The 20982-nt window shown below is 72.5% G+C and carries 21 protein-coding genes; all 21 read left to right on the top strand.

The genetic code is table 11. The features are described from left to right. Positions 1-2151 carry a UvrD-helicase domain-containing protein gene (locus tag VE326_08975; protein ID HYJ33336.1) on the top strand — a complete coding sequence of 717 codons (2151 nt, stop codon included), beginning with the start codon at positions 1-3 and terminating at the stop codon, positions 2149-2151. Further along, positions 2141-2428 carry an Asp-tRNA(Asn)/Glu-tRNA(Gln) amidotransferase subunit GatC gene (gene gatC, locus VE326_08970; protein ID HYJ33335.1) on the top strand — a complete coding sequence of 96 codons (288 nt, stop codon included), beginning with the start codon at positions 2141-2143 and terminating at the stop codon, positions 2426-2428. Before VE326_08975 ends, gatC begins: the two co-directional genes overlap by 11 nt. After that, positions 2425-3918 carry an Asp-tRNA(Asn)/Glu-tRNA(Gln) amidotransferase subunit GatA gene (gene gatA / locus VE326_08965; GenBank protein ID HYJ33334.1) on the top strand — a complete coding sequence of 498 codons (1494 nt, stop codon included), beginning with the start codon at positions 2425-2427 and terminating at the stop codon, positions 3916-3918. Before gatC ends, gatA begins: the two co-directional genes overlap by 4 nt. A 41-nt stretch (positions 3919-3959) precedes the next feature. Continuing rightward, positions 3960-5408, top strand: coding sequence for an Asp-tRNA(Asn)/Glu-tRNA(Gln) amidotransferase subunit GatB (gene gatB, locus VE326_08960; GenBank protein ID HYJ33333.1), 1449 nt, complete (start codon positions 3960-3962; stop codon positions 5406-5408). After that, positions 5408-6709: a phosphoribosylamine--glycine ligase gene (gene purD / locus VE326_08955; GenBank protein HYJ33332.1), complete on the top strand. Its 1302-nt coding sequence runs from the start codon at positions 5408-5410 to the stop codon at positions 6707-6709. Before gatB ends, purD begins: the two co-directional genes overlap by 1 nt. Further along, on the top strand, positions 6706-7179 hold the full coding sequence (purE, locus tag VE326_08950; protein HYJ33331.1) for a 5-(carboxyamino)imidazole ribonucleotide mutase: 474 nt from the start codon (positions 6706-6708) through the stop codon (positions 7177-7179). Before purD ends, purE begins: the two co-directional genes overlap by 4 nt. 16 nt (positions 7180-7195) lie before the next feature. After that, positions 7196-7810: a Sua5/YciO/YrdC/YwlC family protein gene (locus VE326_08945; protein HYJ33330.1), complete on the top strand. Its 615-nt coding sequence runs from the start codon at positions 7196-7198 to the stop codon at positions 7808-7810. Between the two features lie 63 nt (positions 7811-7873). Next, positions 7874-8359, top strand: coding sequence for a low molecular weight protein arginine phosphatase (locus VE326_08940; GenBank protein HYJ33329.1), 486 nt, complete (start codon positions 7874-7876; stop codon positions 8357-8359). 42 nt (positions 8360-8401) lie between these two features. After that, the gene (locus tag VE326_08935) at positions 8402-9364 is read left to right on the top strand and encodes a branched-chain amino acid transaminase (protein ID HYJ33328.1); all 963 of its coding nucleotides are present in this window, start codon (positions 8402-8404) and stop codon (positions 9362-9364) included. 31 nt (positions 9365-9395) lie between these two features. After that, positions 9396-10703: a serine hydroxymethyltransferase gene (gene glyA, locus VE326_08930; protein ID HYJ33327.1), complete on the top strand. Its 1308-nt coding sequence runs from the start codon at positions 9396-9398 to the stop codon at positions 10701-10703. 13 nt (positions 10704-10716) lie between these two features. Then, the gene (locus tag VE326_08925; protein HYJ33326.1) at positions 10717-11715 is read left to right on the top strand and encodes a MoxR family ATPase; all 999 of its coding nucleotides are present in this window, start codon (positions 10717-10719) and stop codon (positions 11713-11715) included. A 22-nt stretch (positions 11716-11737) separates the two neighbouring features. Next, the gene (locus tag VE326_08920; GenBank protein HYJ33325.1) at positions 11738-12616 is read left to right on the top strand and encodes a DUF58 domain-containing protein; all 879 of its coding nucleotides are present in this window, start codon (positions 11738-11740) and stop codon (positions 12614-12616) included. Next, positions 12613-13704: a hypothetical protein gene (locus VE326_08915; GenBank protein HYJ33324.1), complete on the top strand. Its 1092-nt coding sequence runs from the start codon at positions 12613-12615 to the stop codon at positions 13702-13704. The genes VE326_08920 and VE326_08915 overlap by 4 nt, the downstream gene beginning before the upstream one ends. A gap of 3 nt (positions 13705-13707) precedes the next feature. Beyond that, positions 13708-14694: a VWA domain-containing protein gene (locus VE326_08910; protein ID HYJ33323.1), complete on the top strand. Its 987-nt coding sequence runs from the start codon at positions 13708-13710 to the stop codon at positions 14692-14694. A 10-nt stretch (positions 14695-14704) separates the two neighbouring features. Continuing rightward, a complete protein-coding gene (locus VE326_08905; protein ID HYJ33322.1) occupies positions 14705-15706 on the top strand; it encodes a VWA domain-containing protein in 1002 nt (333 codons plus the stop codon). Continuing rightward, positions 15703-16398 carry a hypothetical protein gene (locus tag VE326_08900; protein HYJ33321.1) on the top strand — a complete coding sequence of 232 codons (696 nt, stop codon included), beginning with the start codon at positions 15703-15705 and terminating at the stop codon, positions 16396-16398. Before VE326_08905 ends, VE326_08900 begins: the two co-directional genes overlap by 4 nt. Then, the gene (locus tag VE326_08895; protein HYJ33320.1) at positions 16388-18166 is read left to right on the top strand and encodes a BatD family protein; all 1779 of its coding nucleotides are present in this window, start codon (positions 16388-16390) and stop codon (positions 18164-18166) included. Before VE326_08900 ends, VE326_08895 begins: the two co-directional genes overlap by 11 nt. Continuing rightward, positions 18163-18807, top strand: a complete 645-nt coding sequence (locus VE326_08890; GenBank protein ID HYJ33319.1) for a hypothetical protein — start codon at positions 18163-18165, stop codon at positions 18805-18807. Before VE326_08895 ends, VE326_08890 begins: the two co-directional genes overlap by 4 nt. 14 nt (positions 18808-18821) lie before the next feature. Continuing rightward, entirely contained in the window at positions 18822-19532 is a 711-nt protein-coding gene (locus tag VE326_08885; protein HYJ33318.1) for an SDR family NAD(P)-dependent oxidoreductase, read from the top strand. Positions 19533-19535: 3 nt separating this feature from the next. Then, positions 19536-20663, top strand: a complete 1128-nt coding sequence (gene speY, locus VE326_08880) for a deoxyhypusine synthase (protein HYJ33317.1) — start codon at positions 19536-19538, stop codon at positions 20661-20663. Continuing rightward, a partial coding sequence (locus VE326_08875) for an aminotransferase class I/II-fold pyridoxal phosphate-dependent enzyme (protein ID HYJ33316.1) occupies positions 20650-20982 on the top strand: 333 nt, incomplete at its 3' end. The genes speY and VE326_08875, both read left to right, overlap by 14 nt.

The raw sequence follows: 20982 nt of genomic DNA, 5'->3' as shown, positions 1-20982 counted from the left end.
GTGCAACTGAATCCCGTGCAGCGCCAGGCCGTCGAACACCCCGGCGGCCCGCTCCTGATTTTGGCGGGCGCGGGCAGCGGGAAGACGCGCGTCCTCACGGGGCGCATCGCGCATCTCGTGCAGGAGCGCGGCGTCCTTCCCGAGCAGATCCTCGCCTTCACCTTCACGAACAAGGCGGCGCGCGAGATGCGCTCGCGCGCGGCCGCGCTCCTCGGCGGGGACGATCTCAAGGTCTGGCTGGGCACCTTTCACGGCACCTGCGTGCGCATCCTGCGCCGCCACGCCGAGACGCTCGGCTATCCCCGCTCCTTCGTCATCTACGACACCGACGACCAGCGGAGCCTCCTCCGCGAGCTCCTGCGCGAGGTGGGCGCCGACGACAAGCGCCTCACCCCCGCGGGCGCGGGCTCGCGCATCTCGAGCCTCAAGAACGAGGGGATTCCCGCGGCGGAGTACGCGAAGACGGCGTTCGCTCCCGTGGACCGGAAGCTGGCGGAGGTCTACGAGCGCTACGAGCGGGGACTGCGCGACCGGGCGGCGATGGACTTCGACGACCTGCTCCTCTACACGGTGAAGCTGCTCGACCTGGACGAGGGGGTGCACCGCCACTACGCCACGCGCTTCCAGCACGTCCTGGTGGACGAGTACCAGGACACGAACGCGATCCAGTTCGACCTGATCGAACGGCTCTCGCGCCTCCACAAGAACCTCACCGTCGTCGGCGACGACGATCAGTCGATCTACGGCTGGCGCGGCGCGGACGTGGGGAACATCCTCTCGTTCGAGCAGCGCTTTCCGGACGCGGCCGTGCTCCGGCTGACGCAGAACTACCGCTCCACCCAGACCATCCTCCGCGCCGCCAACGGTGTCGTGAAGCACAACACGGCGCGCAAGGAGAAGGAGCTCTGGACCGAGAACCCGGCCGGCGACCCGCTCACCCTCCACGTGCTCCCGGACGAGGAGGCCGAGGGGGAGAAGGTCGTCTCGATCCTCCTCCAGGAGCGCCGGGAGTCGGACCGGGGGAACAAGGACTTCGTCGTGCTCTACCGGACGAACGCGCAGTCGCGAGCGGTGGAGAACGCGCTCCGCCGCTCGGCGATCCCCTACCAGATCACCGGCGGGATCTCCTTCTACGAGCGGCGCGAGGTGAAGGACGTGCTCGCGTATCTCCGCGCGCTGGTGCAGCCGAAGGACGCGGTGTCCTGGTACCGGGTCCTGAACGTGCCGCCGCGCGGCATCGGCCGGACCACGGTGGAGCGCCTCCAGGCCTTCGCCGAGGAGCGGAAGCTCACCGTGCCCGAGGCGCTGATCCATCCCGAGCTTCCGGCCGCGCTCGGCGTGCCCGCGGCGAAGAAGCTGGCCGGTGTCGCCGCGCTCTTCGAGGGGATGCGACCCTTCCTCGAGCGCACCGCCCCCGCGTGCGTGGCCGAGGTGGTCGCCGCCGTGCGCTACCGGGAATACCTCGCCGAGGAATCGCCGGCCGAGTCCGAGGAGCGGATCGAGAACGTCGAGGAGCTGATCGCGGGCGCCGAGGCCTATGCCCGGCGCGCGGAGGATCCCTCGGTCGAGGGCTTCCTCTCCGAGGTCGCGCTGCTCACCGACGTGGACCTTTGGGACGACACCGAGGACGCCGTGAACCTCATGACCGTCCACTCGGCGAAGGGGCTCGAGTTTCCGGTGGTGTTCGTGGTGGGCCTGGAGGAGGGACTCCTGCCGCACGCCTCGGCGCTGGACGAGCCGGCCGAGTTGGAAGAGGAGCGGCGGCTCTTCTACGTGGCGCTCACGCGCGCGCGGGAGCGGGTCCATCTTTTCCATGCCTCGTATCGCCGCACCTGGAACGCGTCGGGGGGCGGCATCTCGCGCTTCGTGTCGGAGATCCCGGAGGACTGCCTCCTGGTCCAGGAAGAGCGCCACTGGGACGTGGAGGCGCCGCGGTATTCGCCGCGCCGGAGCGCCGGGGCCGCCATGCGCCGCTCCGAGGGGTCCCTCAAGAGCGCGGTCGGTCTCCGGGTCATCCATCCGCAATTCGGGGAGGGCGTCGTGGTGGGGAGCGAGGGGTTCGGGGAGCGCGCCAAGCTGACCATCCAATTCCGGCGCGCGGGGATCAAGAAGATCCTCGCCGCGTTCGCGGAACTGTCCCATGCCGATTGACGCCCGAACCGTCGAGAAGATCGCCGCGCTCGCGCGGCTCGAGCTCGAGCCCGCCGAGGAGGAGCGCATGGTGCGGGAGCTCCAGGCGATCCTGGCGTACGTCGAGCAGCTTCAGGCGGTGGATGTCGCCGGCATCGAGCCGACGAGCCAGGTGACCGAGGGCAAGGCTCCGGCCCTTCGCCCCGACGAGGAGCGGCCCTGCGACGTGCGGGACGAAGCCCTCGCGCAGGCCCCCGATCGGGACGGCGACTACTTCCGGGTGCCGCAGGTCGTATGAGCGAATCCGTGAAAGGGGTCGGCGCCACCGCCGAGGCGATCGCCGCCGCGGTCCGCTCCGGGAGCGTGAGCGCCGAAGAGATCACGCGGGCCTTCCTCACGCACGCGGACCAGACCGCCGGGAAGCTGGGCACGTATCTCCACCGGATGCCGGAGGAGGCGCTTCGCGCTGCCCGCGCCGTGGATCAGAGGCGCGCCTCCGGCGTGCCTCTGGGTGCTCTCGCGGGGACACCGATCGCCATCAAGGACAACATCTGCATCCGCGGCATCCCGACCACCTGCGGCTCGAAGATCCTCGAGGGATACCGGCCGCCCTACGACGCGCACGTGATCGAGCGGCTTCGCGCGGCGGACGCGGTCCTCGTCGGAAAGACCAACTGCGACGAGTTCGCGATGGGCTCCTCGACGGAGAACTCCGCCTACCACCCGACCCGAAATCCCTGGGATCTCGCGCGCGTGCCGGGAGGCTCGAGCGGCGGATCCGCGGCGGCCGTCGCGGCGCGCGAGGCGCCGATCGCCTACGGCTCCGACACCGGCGGCTCGGTGCGCCAGCCGGCCGCGTTCTGCGGCGTCTATGGCTTGAAGCCGACCTACGGCGCGGTCTCGCGCTACGGCCTGGTCGCGTTCGCCTCCTCGCTCGACCAGATCGGACCCTTCGCGCGCACGGCGCGCGACACGGCGCTCGCCTACAACGCGGTGGCCGGTCCCGACGCGCGCGACATGACCAGCCGCGCCGAGGCGCGCCCCGTCGATCTCGCGGCGCTGGAGGGCGGGATGGAGGGGCTCACGATCGGGATCCCGCGGGACCTCCTCGAGGGCGAGGGGCTCTCGCCGGAGATCCGCGCGTGCTTCGACGCGGCCGCGGCCGCCTTCGCCGCGCACGGCGCGCGGCTCGCCGACGTCGCGCTCCCCAGCTCGAAGCACGCCATCGCCACCTACTACCTGATCGCTCCGGCAGAGGCGTCGAGCAACCTCGCCCGCTACGACGGGGTGCGCTACGGGTTGCGCGCCAGGAACGGCGGCGACCTGCGCGCGATGTACGAGCGCACGCGCGGCCAGGGCTTCGGACGCGAGGTGCGCCGGCGCATCCTGCTCGGCACCTACGCGCTCTCCGCCGGCTACTATGACGCCTACTACCTGCGCGCGCAGAAGGTGCGCACGCTCGTGCGGGGCGACTTCCTGAAGGCGCTCTCCGGGACCGACGCGCTCCTCCTGCCGGTGACGCCGACCACGGCGTTCGGCCTAGGCGAGAAGGTGGAGGATCCGCTCGCGATGTACCTGAACGACGTCTACTCGATCCCGGCTTCGCTCGCGGGAGTGCCGGCGCTCTCCTACCCGGCGGGCTTCGGCGCGACCGGTCTGCCGATCGGGCTCCAACTGGTGGGGCGTCCGTTCGCCGAGGAGACGCTGTTGCGGATCGCCCGGGCCAACGAAGGGTGGAACGACGCCGCGACCAAGGCGCCGCCGATCGCCGCGGAGGTGAGCGCGTGAGCGCCGCCAGGGACGCCGCTTCAGGCCAGGGCGTGGCCGCCCTGGCCTTATATGAACCCGTGATCGGGCTCGAGGTGCACGCGCAGCTCAAGACCCGGTCCAAGATCTTCTGCGGCTGCTCGACGCGCTTCGGCGCGCCGCCGAACACGCAGGTCTGTCCCGTCTGCCTCGGGCTCCCCGGCGTGCTGCCGGTGACGAACGAGCGGGCGGTGCGCTTCGCCGTCATGACCGGGCTCGCGGTCGGCGCCCGGATCAACCTCCGGAGCGTGTTCGCGCGGAAGAACTACTTCTATCCCGACCTCCCGAAGGGCTACCAGATCTCGCAGTACGACCGGCCGCTCTGCGAGGGGGGCGCGGTGGAGATTCACGTCGACGACGCGCACAAGCGGATCGGCCTCGTGCGCATCCACCTCGAGGAGGACGCCGGAAAGTCGCTCCACCCCGAGGGGAAGGAGGGGGTGGAGACCACGCGCGTGGACTTGAACCGCGCGGGCGTGCCGCTCATCGAGATCGTCTCCGAGCCGGACCTCCGCTCGGGCGCCGAGGCCTACCACTACCTCACCAAGCTGAAGCAGATCCTGGTCTACCTGGACGTCTGCGACGGCAACATGGAGGAGGGAAGCCTCCGCTGCGACGCGAACGTCTCCGTGCGGCGCGCGGGCGCGAAGGAGTTCGGCACCAAGACCGAGATCAAGAACCTGAATTCCTTCCGCTACGTCGAGAAAGCGATCCAGTTCGAGATCGCCCGGCAGGTCGGCGTGGTGGAGTCGGGCGGCCGGATCACCCAGGAGACGCTCCTCTGGGACTCCGCGCGCGGCGTGGCCGAGACGATGCGTAGCAAGGAAGAGGCACACGACTACCGCTACTTCCCGGAACCCGACCTCCTGCCGCTCGACCTCGAGCCGGCGTGGATCGAATCGGTGCGGGCCGAGCTGCCCGAGCTGCCGGACGCGCTGCGGGAGCGGCTGGTCGCGGCCCACGGAATCCCGGAGTATGACGCCGAAGTGCTCACGGAGACGCGGTCGCTCGCGGCCTACTATGAGGAGGCGGTCGCCGCGTCGGGGCAGCCGAAGCTGGCCTCGAACTGGATCATGACCGAGGTGAACGCCGTCCGGAACAAGACGGGCCAGCCGATCGAGACCTTCCCGATCCGCGCCGACCGGCTGGGCGCGATGATCGGGATGATCGCGAGCGGGGCGATCTCGGGGAAGATCGCCAAGCAGCTCTTCGAGCGGATGCTCACCGACGAGGCGCCCCCGGCCGAGCTGGTGCGCCGGCACGGCCTGGCCCCCATCGAAAGCGAGGCGGAGCTCGTTGCCCTCGCGCGCGAGGTGATCGCGGCGAATCCCGGCCCCGCCGCCGAGTTCCGGGCCGGCAAAGAGAAGACCTTCGCGTTCCTGGTGGGCCAGGCGATGAAGCAGTCGCGCGGACGGGCCCATCCCGAGAAGCTCCAGGCCGCGCTACGAAGCGCGCTCGGCGGGGAGGGCTGATGGAAGTCGGACCCCGGATTTTGGTCGTGGGGCAGGGTGGTCGCGAGCACGCGATCGTCTGCGCCCTGCACGATTCGCCGTCCCACCCGCACGTGCTGGTCGCGCCGGGGAGCCCGGGAATGGCGCCGGTCGCCGAGCGGGTGCCGATCGCGACCACCGACGTCCGCGGGCTCACGGCGTGGGCGCGACGCAACTCCATCGATCTCGCCGTCATCGGCCCTGAGTCCTCGCTCGCGCTGGGCATCGGCGATTCGCTCCGCGGGGTGGGGATCGACGTGCTGGCGCCGGGAATCGCGGGAGCGCGCCTGGAGTCGAGCAAGCGCCACGCGAAGGAGCGGCTGCTCGCGCTGGGGCTCCCGACGGCGCGCTGCGTGATCGCCGAGACGCCCGAGGACGCCGAGCGCGGCGCCGATCAGCTCGGCTATCCCGTCGTGCTCAAGGCCGACGGGCTCGCGGCGGGAAAAGGGGTCGTGATCGCGGAGTCGCGCGAGGCGGCCCGCGAGGCGATCGACGCGATGATGCGCCGCCGGGTCCTCGGAGATGCCGGCGCCGTCGTGGTGGTCGAGGAGTGCCTGCGCGGCGAGGAAGCCTCGCTCCTCGTGCTCACCGACGGCGAGCGGTGGATGCTCTTTCCCGCCGCGCGGGACCACAAGCGCCTGGAGGACGGCGACCGCGGCCCCAACACCGGCGGAATGGGCGCCTGCGCCCCGGCGCGCGTCCCGGCGGCCGAGGAGGCGATCGCGATCGGCCGCCGCTTCGTCGACCCCGTGCTCCGCGCGCTGCGCGAAGAGGGAACGCCGTACCGCGGCATCCTGTACGTCGGACTGATGCTCACCCGCGAGGGCCCCCACGTGCTCGAATTCAATGCGCGCTTCGGCGATCCCGAGGCGCAGGTCGTGCTTCCGCTGCTGACCGAAGATCCCTTTCCGCTCTTCCGCGCCGCCGCCCGCGGAGCGCTTCCCGCCGAGCGGCACGCCACGTTCGTCGCGCACGAAGGCGCCGCCGTCTGTGTCGTGCTCGCCTCGCGCGGCTATCCCGAGCGCTCGGAGTCGGGCGTCCCGATCGAGGGTCTCGAGGGCCCCTGGCCGCACGGCCTCTCGATCTTCCACGCGGGCGTGGACCGCCGCGGGGACCGCTGGGTCACGGCCGGCGGGCGCGTCGTCGGCATCACCGCGCGCTCCGAGACGCTCGAGCGCGCCCGCGATGCCGCCTACGGCGCGGTGGCGCGGATCGGGTTCGCGGGGATGCGCTACCGGAAGGACATCGCCGCCAATCCGCTCGAAGCGGGGACCGCGTCGTGAGCGCGCCCCGGGTGATGATCCTGATCGGGAGCGAGTCGGACCGCTCCACGCTGGAGGAAGCGGTCAAGGTGCTCGACCGGCTCGGCATTCCGAACGAGCTGGAGCAGGCCTCGGCGCATCGGAGCCCCGACCGCGTGCGCGAGCTGGTGCGCGGAGGACCCGCGCGCGGCGTCCACGTGTTCATCGCGGCGGCGGGGATGGCGAACCATCTCGCCGGCGCGGTCGCGGCGCACACGACGCGCCCCGTGATCGGCGTGCCGCTCGGTGGCTCGCCCCTGGGGGGCGCGGATGCGCTCCTCTCCACCGTCCAGATGCCCGCGGGGGTTCCGGTCGCGACCGTGGCGATCGGCTCGGCGGGGGCGAAGAACGCGGCGGTGCTGGCGGCGCAGATCCTGGCCCTGGCCGATCCCGCGCTCCAGATCAAGCTGGACGACTTGAAGGAACGGCTCGCGCGGGGCGAGAAGCTGTAGCCCAGGACGCGACACGTTGGCCGAGCGGATCGTCTTGAGCGACGGGACGCGGGACGAAGCGGTCCGGCGCGCCGGCGCGGCCCTCCGCGAGGGCGGCGTCGCGATCCTTCCCGCCGAGGGCCTGTACGGGTATCACGCGCTCGCCGCCAGCGCGCCCGGCATCGCGCGCCTCGAGTCGCTGAAGCCGCGCGGCCCGGGGAAGGGGTGGATCGGACTCGTCGCGCGCCCCGGCGACGCCTATCGCTTCATGGCCGCGCTCCCCGCGCCCGCCGCCTCGCTGATCCACGCGCAGTGGCCGGGAGCCCTCACCCTCGTGCTGGATGCCGGTCCCTCCGTCCCCGCGGCGCTGCTCGGTCCGGGCGGAACGGTCGCGCTCCGCTGCCCGGGAAGCTCCTTCCTGCGCGAGGTGATCCTGGCGGCCGGAGGACTCGTGGTGTCCACCTCGGCGAACGCTCCGGGGGCGGCGCCGGCAGCCACGGCGCCCCCTCCCGACGACGTTCCCGACGGCGTCGCGCTCGTGGTCGATTCGGGCCCTCTTTCGGGCGCTCCGTCGACGGTGGTACGCGCGGAGGGAGAGCGGGTTACGGTACTGCGCCAGGGGGCGGTGACCCTGCCGGGAAGCGCCCCTTGACGCCCCCTCGGGGGGCCCCTAGACTGGGCTTCGCGACGCTCTTTCTCCAACATTGCGAGGCTCATGTTCCAGGTTCTCGTCGTCTGCACCGGGAACACCTGCCGTAGCCCGATGGGCGAAGCGATTCTCCGCTCCGTCCTTCCGCCCGACATCGCCGAACGGGTGACCGTATCGTCGGCGGGGTCGAGCGCGGGGGAGGGAGCCCCGGCCGCCGCATACGCCATTCAGACCGCCTCTTCACGTGGCCTCGATCTCACGAAGCACCGCTCCCGCCCGCTCACGGCGGCGCTCGTCCGCGAGGCCGATCTGGTCCTCGCCATGGAGCCCGCCCACGTCTCCGCCGCCCAGAGCCTGGCGCCCGATTCTGCGGATCGGGTCCACCTGGTGTCCGAGCACGGGGCCGAGGGGGGAGCAGACGACGGCGTCAGGGACCCAATCTATGGGGGTCCTGATGATTACGTCGATACATTCAACCGGATTCGAAGTCACATGCTGCGCTGGCTCCCGGTCATCCGGGAGGCCGTCGAGCGGCGGGAAGGCGTTCGATAGGCGGCGTCCGTCCGGACGCCGTGGCCGTTTAAAGGAGGGGCGATGTCTCGCGAGCCGCAAGGCTACATCTGGATGAACGGGAAGTTCGTGGCGTACGAGGACGCGAAGATCCACGTCCTCTCGCACGTCGTGCACTACGGTTCGAGCACGTTCGAGGGGATCCGCGCCTACGACACGCCGAAGGGGACGGCGGTCTTTCGGCTGGACCGGCACATGCAGCGCCTGCTCGACTCCTGCAAGATCTCGCGGATCGACTGCCCGTACTCCGTCAGCGAGCTGATGGATGCCGCCAAGGAGACGGTCAAGAAGAACGGCGGCGGCGCCTGCTACATCCGCCCCGTGGTCTATCGCGGGCACAAGACGCTCGGCGTGAATCCGACCGGCGTCCCGGTGGACGTGGCGATCGCGACGTTGAACTGGGGGAAGTATCTCGGCGCCGAGGCGCTCGAGGCCGGCATCGCGGTGAAGGTCTCCTCGTGGCGGCGCGCCGCGCCCGACACGTTCCCGTTCATGGCCAAGACCGGCGCGAACTACATGAACGGCCAGCTCATCAAGCTCGAGGCGGTCACGGACGGCTACGAAGAGGGGATCGCCCTCGACTCCTTCGGCTTCGTCGCCGAGGGGAGCGGCGAGAACGTCTTCCTCGTCAAGAACGGCGTCCTGAGCACCCCGACCATCGCGAGCGCCATCCTGCCGGGCATCACACGCGACAGCATCCTCGAGATCGCCAAGGATCTCGGGATCGAAACCCGCGAGGAGCAGATCCCGCGCGAGACGCTCTACATCGCGGACGAGGTCTTCTTCACCGGGACCGCGGCCGAGATCACGCCCATCACATCGGTGGACCGGCTCCCGGTCGGAAACGGCCGCGTCGGATCGGTGACGCGGCGGCTTCAAGAGGCGTTCTTCGACATCATCGAGGGACGCGAGCGCGACCGGCACGGCTGGCTCTTCCCCGTGGAAGCGCGCGCCAAGGTGCAGCGGGCCGCGAAGAAGGCGCGTTAGCACCGCGCCCGCCCGCGCCCGTGCCGCGATCATGAATCCGCGCACTCCCGACGCTCCGGTTTCGGACGCGCCGTCCGCTCTCCCGGCGGCGGCGCGCCCGCTTGCCGCGGTCGATCCCGAGATCGACGCCGCGATCCGGGCGGAGGTCCGGCGCCAGCAGAGCACCGTCGAGCTGATCGCTTCCGAGAACTTCGTGAGCGAGGCGGTGCTCGAGGCGATGGGATCGCCCCTCACGAACAAGTACGCCGAGGGGTATCCGGGGAAGCGCTACTACGGCGGCTGCGAGTTCGTGGACGTGGCCGAGACGCTCGCCATCGAGCGGGCCAAGGCGCTCTTCGGCGCCGAGCACGTGAACGTGCAGGCGCACGCCGGGGCGCAGGCCAACTTCGCCACCTACATGGCGCTGATGGCGCCCGGCTCCACGCTGCTGGGCATGGCGCTCGCGCACGGCGGCCACCTGACGCACGGGCACAAGGTCAGCTACTCCGGCATCGTCTTCAAGGCGGTGCAGTACGGCCTGTCGCCCGAGACCGGCCTCCTCGACTACGACCAGACGGCGCGGCTCGCGCGCGAGCACCGTCCCGCGGTGCTGGTCGCGGGGGCGAGCGCCTATCCGCGCTTCTTCGACTTCGCGCGGCTCCGGGCCATCGCCGACGAGGTCGGCGCGCGCTTCGTCTTCGACATGGCGCACGTCGCCGGACTGGTCGCCGCGGGCGTGCATCCCAGCCCCGTCCCGTTCGCCGACGCGGTCACGACGACGACGCACAAGACCCTGCGGGGACCGCGCAGCGGGATGATCCTCTGCCGCTCCGAGTTCGCGAAAGCGATCGACAAGTCGGTCTTCCCGGGCATGCAGGGGGGGCCGCTCATGCACGTGATCGCCGCGAAAGCGGTCTGCCTGAAGGAAGCGGCGGCGCCGGAGTTCCGCGCGTACGCCGAGCGGGTCGTGGAGAACGCGAAGACCCTCGCGGCCGAGCTCACCGCGCGGGGCTTTCAGCTGGTGACCGGGGGAACCGACAACCACCTGCTCCTCGTGGACCTGAAGCAGGCCGGGTTCTCCGGCGCCGACGCCGAGACCGCGCTCCATGCGGCCGGCATCACCGTGAACAAGAACGCCGTCCCGAACGATCCGCGGCCTCCGGCCGTGACCAGCGGCATCCGCATCGGCACCCCCGCGGTCACCACGCGCGGCTTCGGGGTCGCCGAGATGCGCCGCCTCGCCGCCTGGATCGACGAGGCCATCCAAAAGCGCGCCGAACCCGCGTCGCTCGCCAAGATCCGCGCCGACGTCGAGGCGCTCTGCGCGGCGTTCCCGCTCTACCCCCGCAGAGCCGCCTGACCCGCTGACGCGCATGCCCGAGACACCGTCGCTGACCCTCGAGGAACGGACCGCGCGCGTGCGGGAGGAGAGCGCCTTCGTAGCACCCCTGCTCTCCGCCATCGAGGGGACGATCGTGGGGCAGGCCGCGATGGTGCGGCGCATCCTGATCGGGCTCTTCGCCGACGGCCATCTCCTCCTCGAAGGGGTGCCGGGGCTGGCCAAGACGCTCGCCGTGCGCACGGTCGCCCAGGCGATCCACGCGCGCTTCCAGCGCATCCAGTTCACGCCCGACCTCCTGCCGGCCGACCTCACGGGGACGCTGGTCTTCGATCCGCAGCGCGGCGCCTTCGCCACCAAGTTCGGACCGGTCTTCACGCAGATCCTCCTCGCCGACGAGGTGAACCGCGCCCCGGCCAAGGTGCAGAGCGCCCTCCTCGAGGCGATGCAGGAGCGGCAGGTCACGATCGGTGACACGACCTATCCGCTGGACGCGCTCTTCTGGGTGCTGGCGACGCAGAACCCGATCGAGCAGGAGGGGACCTACCCGCTTCCCGAAGCGCAGATGGACCGCTTCCTCCTGAAGATCAAGGTGGGGTATCCCACGCCCGAGGAGGAGCGGATCATCCTCGACCGGATGGGGGGCGAGGTGCCGCCGCTCCCGCAGCCGATCGTCACCGCCGATCAGATCACCGGGGCGCGCCACACCGTGAACGCGATCTATACCGACGACCGGATCCGCCGCTACATCGTGGATCTCGTGCACGCAAGCCGCGAGCCGGAGCGGTACGGCCTGGACCTCCGGCCGCTCATCCAGTTCGGCGCCTCGCCGCGCGCGACGCTTGCGCTGGCGCGTGCCTCCCGCGCCAACGCGTTCCTGGACGGCCGCGCCTACGTGACGCCGGACGACATCAAGCTCCTCGCGCCCGACGTCTTCCGCCACCGCATCCTGCTCACCTACGAGGCGGAGGCGGAGGGGGTGCCGGTGGACGAGGTGACGCGCCGCATCCTCGCGCGCGTGGAAGTGCCGTGAGCGCGGCCGCGGCGGCATCGCCGTGATCACCCCCGAGCTCCTGGCCCAGGTGCGGCGGCTCACCATCCGGAGCCGGCGCGCGGTCGAAGAGGTCTTCTCCGGCGCCTACCGCAGCGCCTTCCGCGGGAAGGGGCTGGAGTTCGCCGACGTCCGCGAGTACGTGGTCGGCGACGACGTGCGCGCGATCGACTGGAACGTGACGGCGCGGGCGGGACGCCCCTACGTGAAGCGCTTCGAAGAGGAGCGCGAGCTGACCGTGGTGGTGGCGATGGACCTTTCGGGATCGCTCGCGTTCGGGAGCCGCGCGCGCACCAAGCGCGAGATCGCCGCCGAGGCGGGCGCCCTGATCGCCCTGGCCGCGGCGCGGAACCGCGACCGCGTGGGACTTCTCCTCTTCACCGACCGGGTCGAGCTCTACCTGCCGCCGGGGAAGAGCCGGGCGCGCACCCTCCGCGTCGTGCGCGAGATGCTGGCCTACGAGCCGAAAGGGCGGGGCACGGATCTCGCCGGAGCCCTCTCCTTCCTCGGCCGCGTGCTCCGGCGCCGCGCCATCGTCGTGCTCGTTTCCGACTGGATCGCCTCCGACTTCGACCGGCCGCTCTCCTACCTGGCGCGGCGGCACGAGGTGGTCGTCGTCGAGGTATCCGATCCCCTCGAGCGCGAGCTTCCGCCTGCGGGGCTGGTCCTGGCGCGCGATCTGGAGACCGGACGCGTGGGGTGGGCCGATCTCGGCTCCCGCCGCGGTCGCGCCGAGTGGCGCGCGCAGCGGGCCCGGCGCGCGCGCGGAATCACCGAGGCCTTCACGCGCGCCCGCGCGGGGCGCATCGCGCTCGAAGTGGGCGCGCCCGTCGCTCCGCCCCTCATCCGGCACTTCGAGCGGCGCGCGCACCGGGGCGGGTGATCCCCGCGCCGTTCCAGCCCGCCGCGCGGCGCCTCGCGCCGGTCCTCCTCCTCGCCGCGGCGCTTCTACTCGCCGCGGGCTGCGCGCGCCGCTCCGATGAGCGCTCGGGCGCCACCGCCGAGCGCGAGGAGATCCGCGGCGGCCGGCGGATCCTCATGAAGAGCAGCCTCTCGCCCCGCCGCGTCACGCTGGGCGACCCTTCCGTCTGGACGCTCACTGCCGATCTTCCCGCCGGGGCCGTTCCGGGAAAGCTGCTCCGAAGCCCCGCGGCGCCCGAGCTGGACCTGGCCGCGCCCAAGGCGCCCCGCATCGAATCGGCGCGCTCGAGCGGGACCAAGGGGGCGGCCGACCGGGCGGTCTATCGCTGGCCCTACCAGGTCCGCGGCTTCGGCCTGGGCCCCATCGCCCTTCCCGCCGTGCGCCTTCCGGTGGCGTACGGGACCGCGCGCGACACGCTTCTCTTCCCGGCCGACACCCTCGCCGTGGATTCCCTGACGCGCGCCGCGAGCGGCACCGTGCTGCCCGACCGGGGGCCGATCACCCCCGAGCTGCGCCGCGTGGACTATGCGGTCGCCGCGGCACTCCTCCTCCTCGCGATCGTCGCCGCGATCCTGATCGCGCGCGCGATCCGGCGGCGGCGAAAGCCCGGGGAGGCGCCGCCGGTCCCCGCGGAGCCGCCCGACGTTCTGCTGCGCCGCGCGATCGCCACCCTTCGCGCGGAGGGGGAGCCGATGCCGCGCGACGCTTTCTATGACCGGCTCTCGCTCGCCATCCGCGACTACGCGGCGGCGGCCACCGGGATCACGACGCGCGACCGCACGACGATGGAGATCGTTCGCGACCTTCGCGCGGGCGGATCGGTCGCGCCCGACGGCGTGGACGCGCTCCGGCGGGCGCTCTCCCGCGCCGATCTCGCCAAGTTCGCGCGGCGCGGCGGCGGCTGGGACGAAGCGCTCGACGTGCTGGACACGGCCGAGCGCCTTCCGGAGCGCCTGCCGGCGCGGACCCCTGCCGCGGCCGAGAGCGCCGACGCCGGATCGGGCGGGACCCCGCCCGGCCCGCCGGCCGCCCGCGCGGGAAAGGGCTGACCGGTGCGCTTCGGCCAGCCGCTCCTGCTCCTGCTCCTGATTCCCGCCGTGCTCCTCTGGCTCTTCGCGCGCCGGCGCGCCCGGCTCCGCGACCCCGAGCTGCCGGTGCCGAGCCTGGCGCTCGTTCCCTCCGCCCGGGGCCCGAAAGCCTGGGCCGCGGCCGCGGCGCCCTGGCTCGCGCCCCTGGCGGCGGCGCTCTTCCTGGTGGCCGCGGCGCGCCCCCAGGCCGGGCGCGAGGTGCGCGAGATCGTGAGCGAGGGGATCGACATCCTGCTCGCCATCGACGTGTCGGGCTCGATGCGCTGCGAGGACTTCCGGCCGCAGAACCGTCTCTTCGTCGCGAAGGAGGTGGCGAAGCGCTTCGTGCGCGGGCGGGAGCACGATCGGATCGGCCTCGTCGCCTTCGCGGGACGCGCGGAGCTGATCTCGCCGGTCACGCTCGACTACGACGGCCTGAACGCGTTGATCGACGGTCTCGACTTCGGGATGCTTCCGGACGGTACCGCGGTGGGCTCGGCGATCGCGCTCGGGGCGGAACGGCTCCGGCTGACGAAAGGGAAGAGCCGGGTGCTGGTCCTGCTGACCGACGGGATCAACAATGCGGGCTCGGTCGACCCGGTCACGGCGGCGCGACTGGCGGCCGCGGTGGGCGTGCGCGTCTACACGGTCGGCGCCGGGACCCAGGGACAGGCGCCCTTCCCGGTGGACGACCCGGTGCTGGGACGCCACTACATCTGGGTGCGCTCCGACGTGGACGAGACGACGCTGAAGGCGATCGCCGACACCACGCACGGCCGCTACTTCCGGGCGACCACGGCCGAGCTCCTGGACCGCGTCTATCACGAGATCGACGCGCTGGAACCCTCGCGCGTGGAGATGCGTTCGTACACCCGATGGGCCGAGGCGGGGCCGAAGTTCCTGGCCGCGGGGCTGATCCTGCTCGCCCTCGACGTGCTCCTCGGCGCGACCTGGCTCCGCCGCTACCCCTAGGAGGCCGTTCGTGCGCTGGGCCGAACCTCAACTCCTGTCGCTGCTCTGGCTGGTGCCGGTCCTCCTGCTCGCGCTGGCGTTCGCCGAGCGGCGGCGCGGGCGCCTGGAGCGGATGCTGGGGGAGCCGCGCATGCTCCGCCTGCGGGCCCAGACGCCCGGCGCCGGGCTCCGATGGGCCCGGCACGCGCTCCTGCTCGCTGCGGCCGCCCTCGCGATCGCGGGGATGGCGCGCCCCCAGGCCGGCTTCCGGCTCGTGACCACCACCTCGCGCGGGGTGGATCTCGTGATCGCGCTCGACCTCTCCCACAGCATGGAGGCGCGCGACGTCCGTCCCGACCGGCTGCGCGCCGCCAAGCGCGAGCTCCTCTCCCTCTTCTCGGCGCTCGAGGGCTCCGGCATCGGGGTCGTCGAGTTCGCGGGGAACGCGCGCGTGCTGAGTCCCCTCACCACCGACACGCAAGGGCTCGAGTCCGTGGTCGAGACCGCGGTGCCCGAGGATCTGGACGAGCCCGGGAGCAACGTCGCCGGCGCGGTGCGGCTCGCCTCGATGCTCCTTCGCCGGCCGGGGGAGCGGCCCCGCGCCGTCCTGCTCGTGAGCGACGGAGAAAACCTCGAGGGCGACCCGCGCGCGGCCGCGGGCATGGCGCGCGGCGCGGGCGCGCGCCTCTTCACGCTCGGCATGGGTACGCCGCAGGGCGCGACGATCCCGATCGTGGACTCGACCGGGGTCGTGGTCGGCAAGCGCCGCGATCCCGAGGGAACCATCGTGCAGACGAAGCTGGACGAGCCGCTCCTCCGCGACCTCGCCAAGCGTGGTGGCGGCACCTACGAGCGCGGGGACGGCACCGGCCGCGCGGCGCTCCACCTGGCCGACGCGATGCGCTCCGAGGGGGGCGTGGAGGCGCGCGGGCAGACGGTGCGCGCCTACGACGAGCGGTTCGCGTGGTTTGCCGCGGGCGCGGGGCTGCTCCTCGTGCTGGAGCGGCTCGTGCCGCGGCGGAGGAAGCGGTGAAGCGCGCCCTCGTGCTGGTCCTGCTCGCCGCGAGCACGCTCGGGGCGTTCTACGAATGGGGCGGCCCCGCGCGGCGCGGCGTGCGCCAGCTGAAGAAGGGAGAGGACGCCGCGGCGCTCCACTCCTTCGGCGAGGCGCGCCAGGAACAGCCGACCTCGGCCGCCGTCCGCTACGACCAGGGGATCGCGTTCCGGAAGCTGGGACTGGCCGACTCGTCGGCGGCGGCGTTCCGGGACGCGATGAAGCTCCACGGCGCTCCCGCGCGGAGCGCCGCCGCGTTCAACCTGGGCAACGACGCGCTCCGGAAGAACCAGCTCGACGCGGCGATCGAGGGTTACAAGGAGTCGCTTCGCGCCGACCCGCGCCGCGCCGACGCGAAGAAGAACCTCGAGGAGGCGCTCCGCCGCCTGCGCGAGGCGAAGCCGCCGCCCACGCCGCCCAACCAGGGAGGCTCCGGGTCCAAGGGTCCGACCGGTCCCGGCTCGGGTGGCGGGGGAGGTGGGGGCAATGCGCAGCCGAACGCGCCGCCCTCTCCCGGCCGGCAGAACACGCCCCCCTCCGCGTCGGGCCCGATCCCGAGCCGTTCCGACGCGGAACTCTGGCTGGATGCGCTCGAGTCGGAGCGGCGCTCGGATCGCCAGCGCGAGAAGCAGCAGAGCGAGCCCAGGCGGGAGAACGTCCGTGACTGGTAGTGCGCGGAACGGGATTGCCGCCGTTCTCCTTCTCCTTGCCGCGGTCGCCCCCGCGCCGGGGCGCGCCGCGGCGCCGCGCCTGCTCATCGAGGCGCAGCTCGACAAGAACCACGTCGCGGTAGGGGAGGAGGCGCAGATCACCGTGGTCGCCGAGGCGCGCGGCGTGAGCCTGCCCGATTACGCCCTCCCCTCGGTGCCGGGGCTCCACATCGTGCGCGTCGCCAACTCCCAGAACTTCTCCTGGGTGAACGGGAATCTCTCGCGCTCGACCACGAGCATCTTTCTCGTGAGCGCCGCGGCCCCGGGGCGCTACACGATTCCTCCCGTGGCGATCGTTTCCGGGGGAGCGCGCGCGCAGACCCAGCCGATCGTGCTGGAGGTCGGGGGTGCCGGCGCGCAGGCGCCCGGTCCGCCGGGAGCGCCGCCCGGAGAAGCGATCCCTCCCCGGGTGTGGGGCGACGAGAGCCTGCCCGAGATGTTCGTCCGGCTGGTCGTGGACCGGCGCCGCGCCTACTGGAACCAGCAGATCACGGCACGCTTCGTCCTCTTCGCGCGCGACCGCCTGGAAGAGGTCCCGATGTGGGAGGTGGCCGAGGCGAACGGCTTCTGGAAGGAGTCGCTCGGCGAGATGAAGCGCGGCCGCGTGCGGGTGGGCAAGGAGGACTACATCGCCTACGAGCAGGACGTGGCCTACTTCCCGACGCGCACGGGGAAGCTCACGCTGGGCCCCGGCCGCATCGAGGCGCGCGTCGCGCGCTCGACCACCGCGCCCGATCCCTGGAGCCTTCTCGGATTCCCCGAGACGCAGATCGAAACGATCCCCCTCCAGACCGAGAGTGCCACGGTCACCGTGCTCCCGCTGCCCGGGGGCGCTCCGCCGGGCTTCCGGGGCGCGGTGGGCCGCCTCTCGATGGACGTCCGGGTGGACCGCCTCGTCGCGCGCGCCGGCGAGCCGGTCACGGTCACCACGATCCTCCGCGGCGCGGGAAACCTGAACACCGCGGGCGATCCCGACGTCGGCGCGTCGCTCCCGCTCCGTTCCTTCGAATCGCCCGGCGCGGTCAGCGCGCGCAACGAGGGGCTCGAGGTCCGCGGCGAGCGGCGCCACGAGAAGGCGTTCGTTCCCGAGGTCCCCGGCACCTTCGCCATCGAGCCGATCCGCTTCTCCTGGTTCGATCCGGAAGACGGGCGCTTCCACACGCAGACCTCCGACTCGATCCCGATCCGTGTCGTCGCGGGCGGCGACTCCACGTTGGCCGCGGCCGCGCCGATGGAGCCGCCGGCGGCCCCGCGCAAAACCCCCGGTCCGCGGGGGTCGCTCTCGCTGGGGCCTCCGGCCGGCGCGGCGGCCCTCGGCGCCGGATCGCTTGCGGCGCTCGCGGGCGCGGCGCTCGCGGCCGGCGCGCGCCGGCGCGCCCGGCTCGACCCGAAGCGGCGCCGGCGCTCGGAGCTGGAGCGTCTCGCGCGCGAGCTGGCCGCGCTCGAGGGCTCCGGCCTTCCGGCCGCGTCGGCGGCGGCCCGGGCCGCGGCGATGCTGGGCGAGTCGCTCGGGGTCCGCTACGGCGCCGACGTGGAGGGGCGCTCGCGGGAGGAGACGCTGCGTCGCGCTCTCGATGCGGGCGCCGGCGAGGCCATGGTCGAGGAGGCGCGGCGGAATCTGGAATCGCTGGAGCGGATCGCGTTCGCGCCGGCCACGCCGGGTGCCGCCAGTGAGGCGATCGCCGGGGCGCGGACGTTCGTCGAGCGGCTGGCGCGGGAGGCGGCATGACCGGCGACGCGGGCGTCCTCTACGACGCGGGCACCGCGGCGCTGGGGCGCGGCTCGATCGGCGAGGCGACCGCGTTCCTGCTCGCCGCGAAGCGGATCGATCCGCGCGCGGGCGACATCCGGCGAAACCTGGCCATCGCCGAGCGGACCGTGGCGGCCGCGCGCGGAGAGGACCTTCCGCCCATGCCGCGCGGTCCCGCCATCGCCCTCTCGGCGGCGGAGGGATGGTGGCTCGCAGCGCTCCTCGTCGCGCTCGGGGCGGCCGCGGGCATCGCGGCGATCGCGCGCTCGGAGCGCCGCCTCCCCGCGGGACGCCTCGGCCGCTGGCTTCCGCGCGGAGCCGCCGCGGGCGTTGCCGCCGGGCTGCTTTTGGCGGCATGGCTCACGGCGGGAGCGGTCACCGAGCGGCGTCATCCCGAAGCCGTCGTGGTGGCCATGAGCGTCGAGGCGCGGAGCGGCGTGGACGAAACCCCCCGCGCGCCGATCCTCATGCGCGCCGGAGAGCGCGCCCGCGCCGGGCGTGTCCACGGCGACGACGTCGAGGTGATCATCGGGGGAAGCCCCGTGGGATGGGTCCCCAGAGCGGCGCTCTGGAACGTCGCCGACGCCCCACGCTATACTGCCGGCTTCCGTTCACGTTAGCGGCAGGGAGGCTCATGGCGCGGGGCGTGTTGATCACCGGCGGGACCGGCTCCATCGGAAGCGCCGTGACGGCGCGGTTTCTCCAGGACGGCGACGCCGTGGCGGTGACCTATCGAGCGCCCGCCGAGTGGGAGCGGCTCCGCGCCGCGCACGCCTCCGAGGTCGAATCGGGGCGACTGGCCGGGTTCCAGGCCGACGTCACCGACCACGATTCCACGCGCGGGGCGGTGGACGGCGCGGCCGCGCGGCTGGGCGGCCTCGCCGTGCTCGCCCACATCGCGGGGGGCTACGAGGGCGGCGTCCCGGTGGAACAGCTCCCGGAGGCCTCGGTGCGCGGCATGATCGAGCTGAATCTCCTCTCCGCGTTCTGGGCCGCGAAGCACGCGATTCCCCATCTCAAGCGATCGGGGGGAGGCAGGCTCCTCTTCGTCTCCTCGCGGGGCGCCGTGCAGGCCCAGGCCGGAGCGGCGCCCTACGCGGCCTCGAAGCTCGGGCTGCACGCGCTGGTCGCCACGCTGGCGCAGGAATTGAAGAAGGACGGCGTCACCGCCAACGCGGTGCTTCCGAGCCTCGTGGACACGCCGCAGAACCGGGCCGCGATGCCGAAGGCCGACGTCGCGACCTGGGTCCGCCCCGAACAGATCGCAGCACTCCTCTCGTACCTCGGCTCGGAGGCATCGGCCGCGGTCACCGGAGCGCTCATCCCCATCTACGGAAAGGCCTGAGCCATGGCTTCGTCGTCGAAATCGCCGCGCTACTCGAAGGGCCCCTCGATCGCTCCCGATCCGATCCGTCCCGGCATCACGGTGGACCGGCTCGTGGATACCGCGTTCCTCGCCTACAACGGCGCGCGCCTCCGGGAGGCGTGCCGCCTCCTGGTGGAGAAGATGCTCGAGCCCGACGTCACGGTGGGGCTCACGCTGAGCGGCGCGCTCACGCCGGCGGGCATGGGGCGCTCCTGCCTGATTCCGCTCCTCAAGGCCGGGTTCGTCGACTGGGTCATCTCGACCGGCGCCAATCTCTACCACGACACCCATTTCGGCATCGGGCTCACGATGCACCAGGGGCGCGCCAACGCCGACGACGTGGTGCTGCGCGAGCAGGGGATCGTCCGGATCTTCGACATCTTCTTCGACTACGACGTGCTGCTTCGCACCGACGCCTTCTTCCGCGAGGTGATGCGCCAGCCGGAGTTCCACCGGCCGATGGGCACGGCCGAGTTCCACTACCGCGTGGGGCGCTACGTGGCCGAGCGCGAGCGCGCGCTGAACCAGGGGGAGGTCTCGCTCGTGGCGGCAGCGCACCGGCTGGAGGTGCCGCTCTACACCTCGTCCCCGGGCGATTCCTCGATCGGCATGAACGCGGCGGCGCTCTCCCTGGAGGGGGAGCCGATCCAGTGGGACGTCTTCCGGGACGTGAACGAGACCGCGGCCATCGTCTACGGCGCGAAGAAGGCGGGCGGGAAGAGCGCGATCCTGATCCTGGGGGGCGGGTCGCCCAAGAACTTCGCGCTCCAGACCGAGCCGCAGATCCAGGAGGTGCTGGGTCTGGACGAGGCGGGGCACGACTACTTCCTGCAGCTCACCGACGCCCGCGCCGACACCGGCGGGCTTTCGGGCGCCACGCCCGCGGAGGCGGTGTCGTGGGGGAAGATCGATCCCGAGAAGCTTCCCGACGCGGTGGTGGCCTACGTGGACAGCACGGTGGCGCTCCCGATCCTCACCGCCTACGCGCTCTCCAAGCACGCGGAGCGCCCGCTCAAGCGGATCTACGGAAAGCGCGACGCGCTTCTGAACGATCTGAAGGCGGCCCACGGCGCGCGGCTCGCGGCGGAGGCCACCCATGAGCGCCGGTAAGCTCGCGGCCGAGGCGGCGCCCGCGGAAGCGGCGCGCCCGGTGCCGCTGCTCGATCTCGCGCGCGCGCATGCGCCGATCGCCGCGGAGCTGGCCCGCGACTTCGAGCGGGTGCTCGCGTCGGGACAGTTCATCCTGGGCGCCGAGCACGACGCCTTCGAACGGGAGCTGGCCTCCGCCCTCGGAGCGCGGCACGCGATCGGCGTCTCCTCGGGCACCTCGGCGATCTCGATCGGGCTCGCGGCCCTCGGCGTGGGTCCCGGTGACGAGGTGATCGTGCCCGCGTTCACCTATTTCGCCACCGCGAGCGCGGTGGTCCAG

It is taken from the genome of Candidatus Binatia bacterium (assembly GCA_035631035.1).
GTDB lineage: Bacteria > Eisenbacteria > RBG-16-71-46 > SZUA-252 > SZUA-252 > DASQJL01.
Note: the sequence above shows the minus strand (reverse complement) of the source record. Positions and strands in the feature narration are given on the sequence as shown.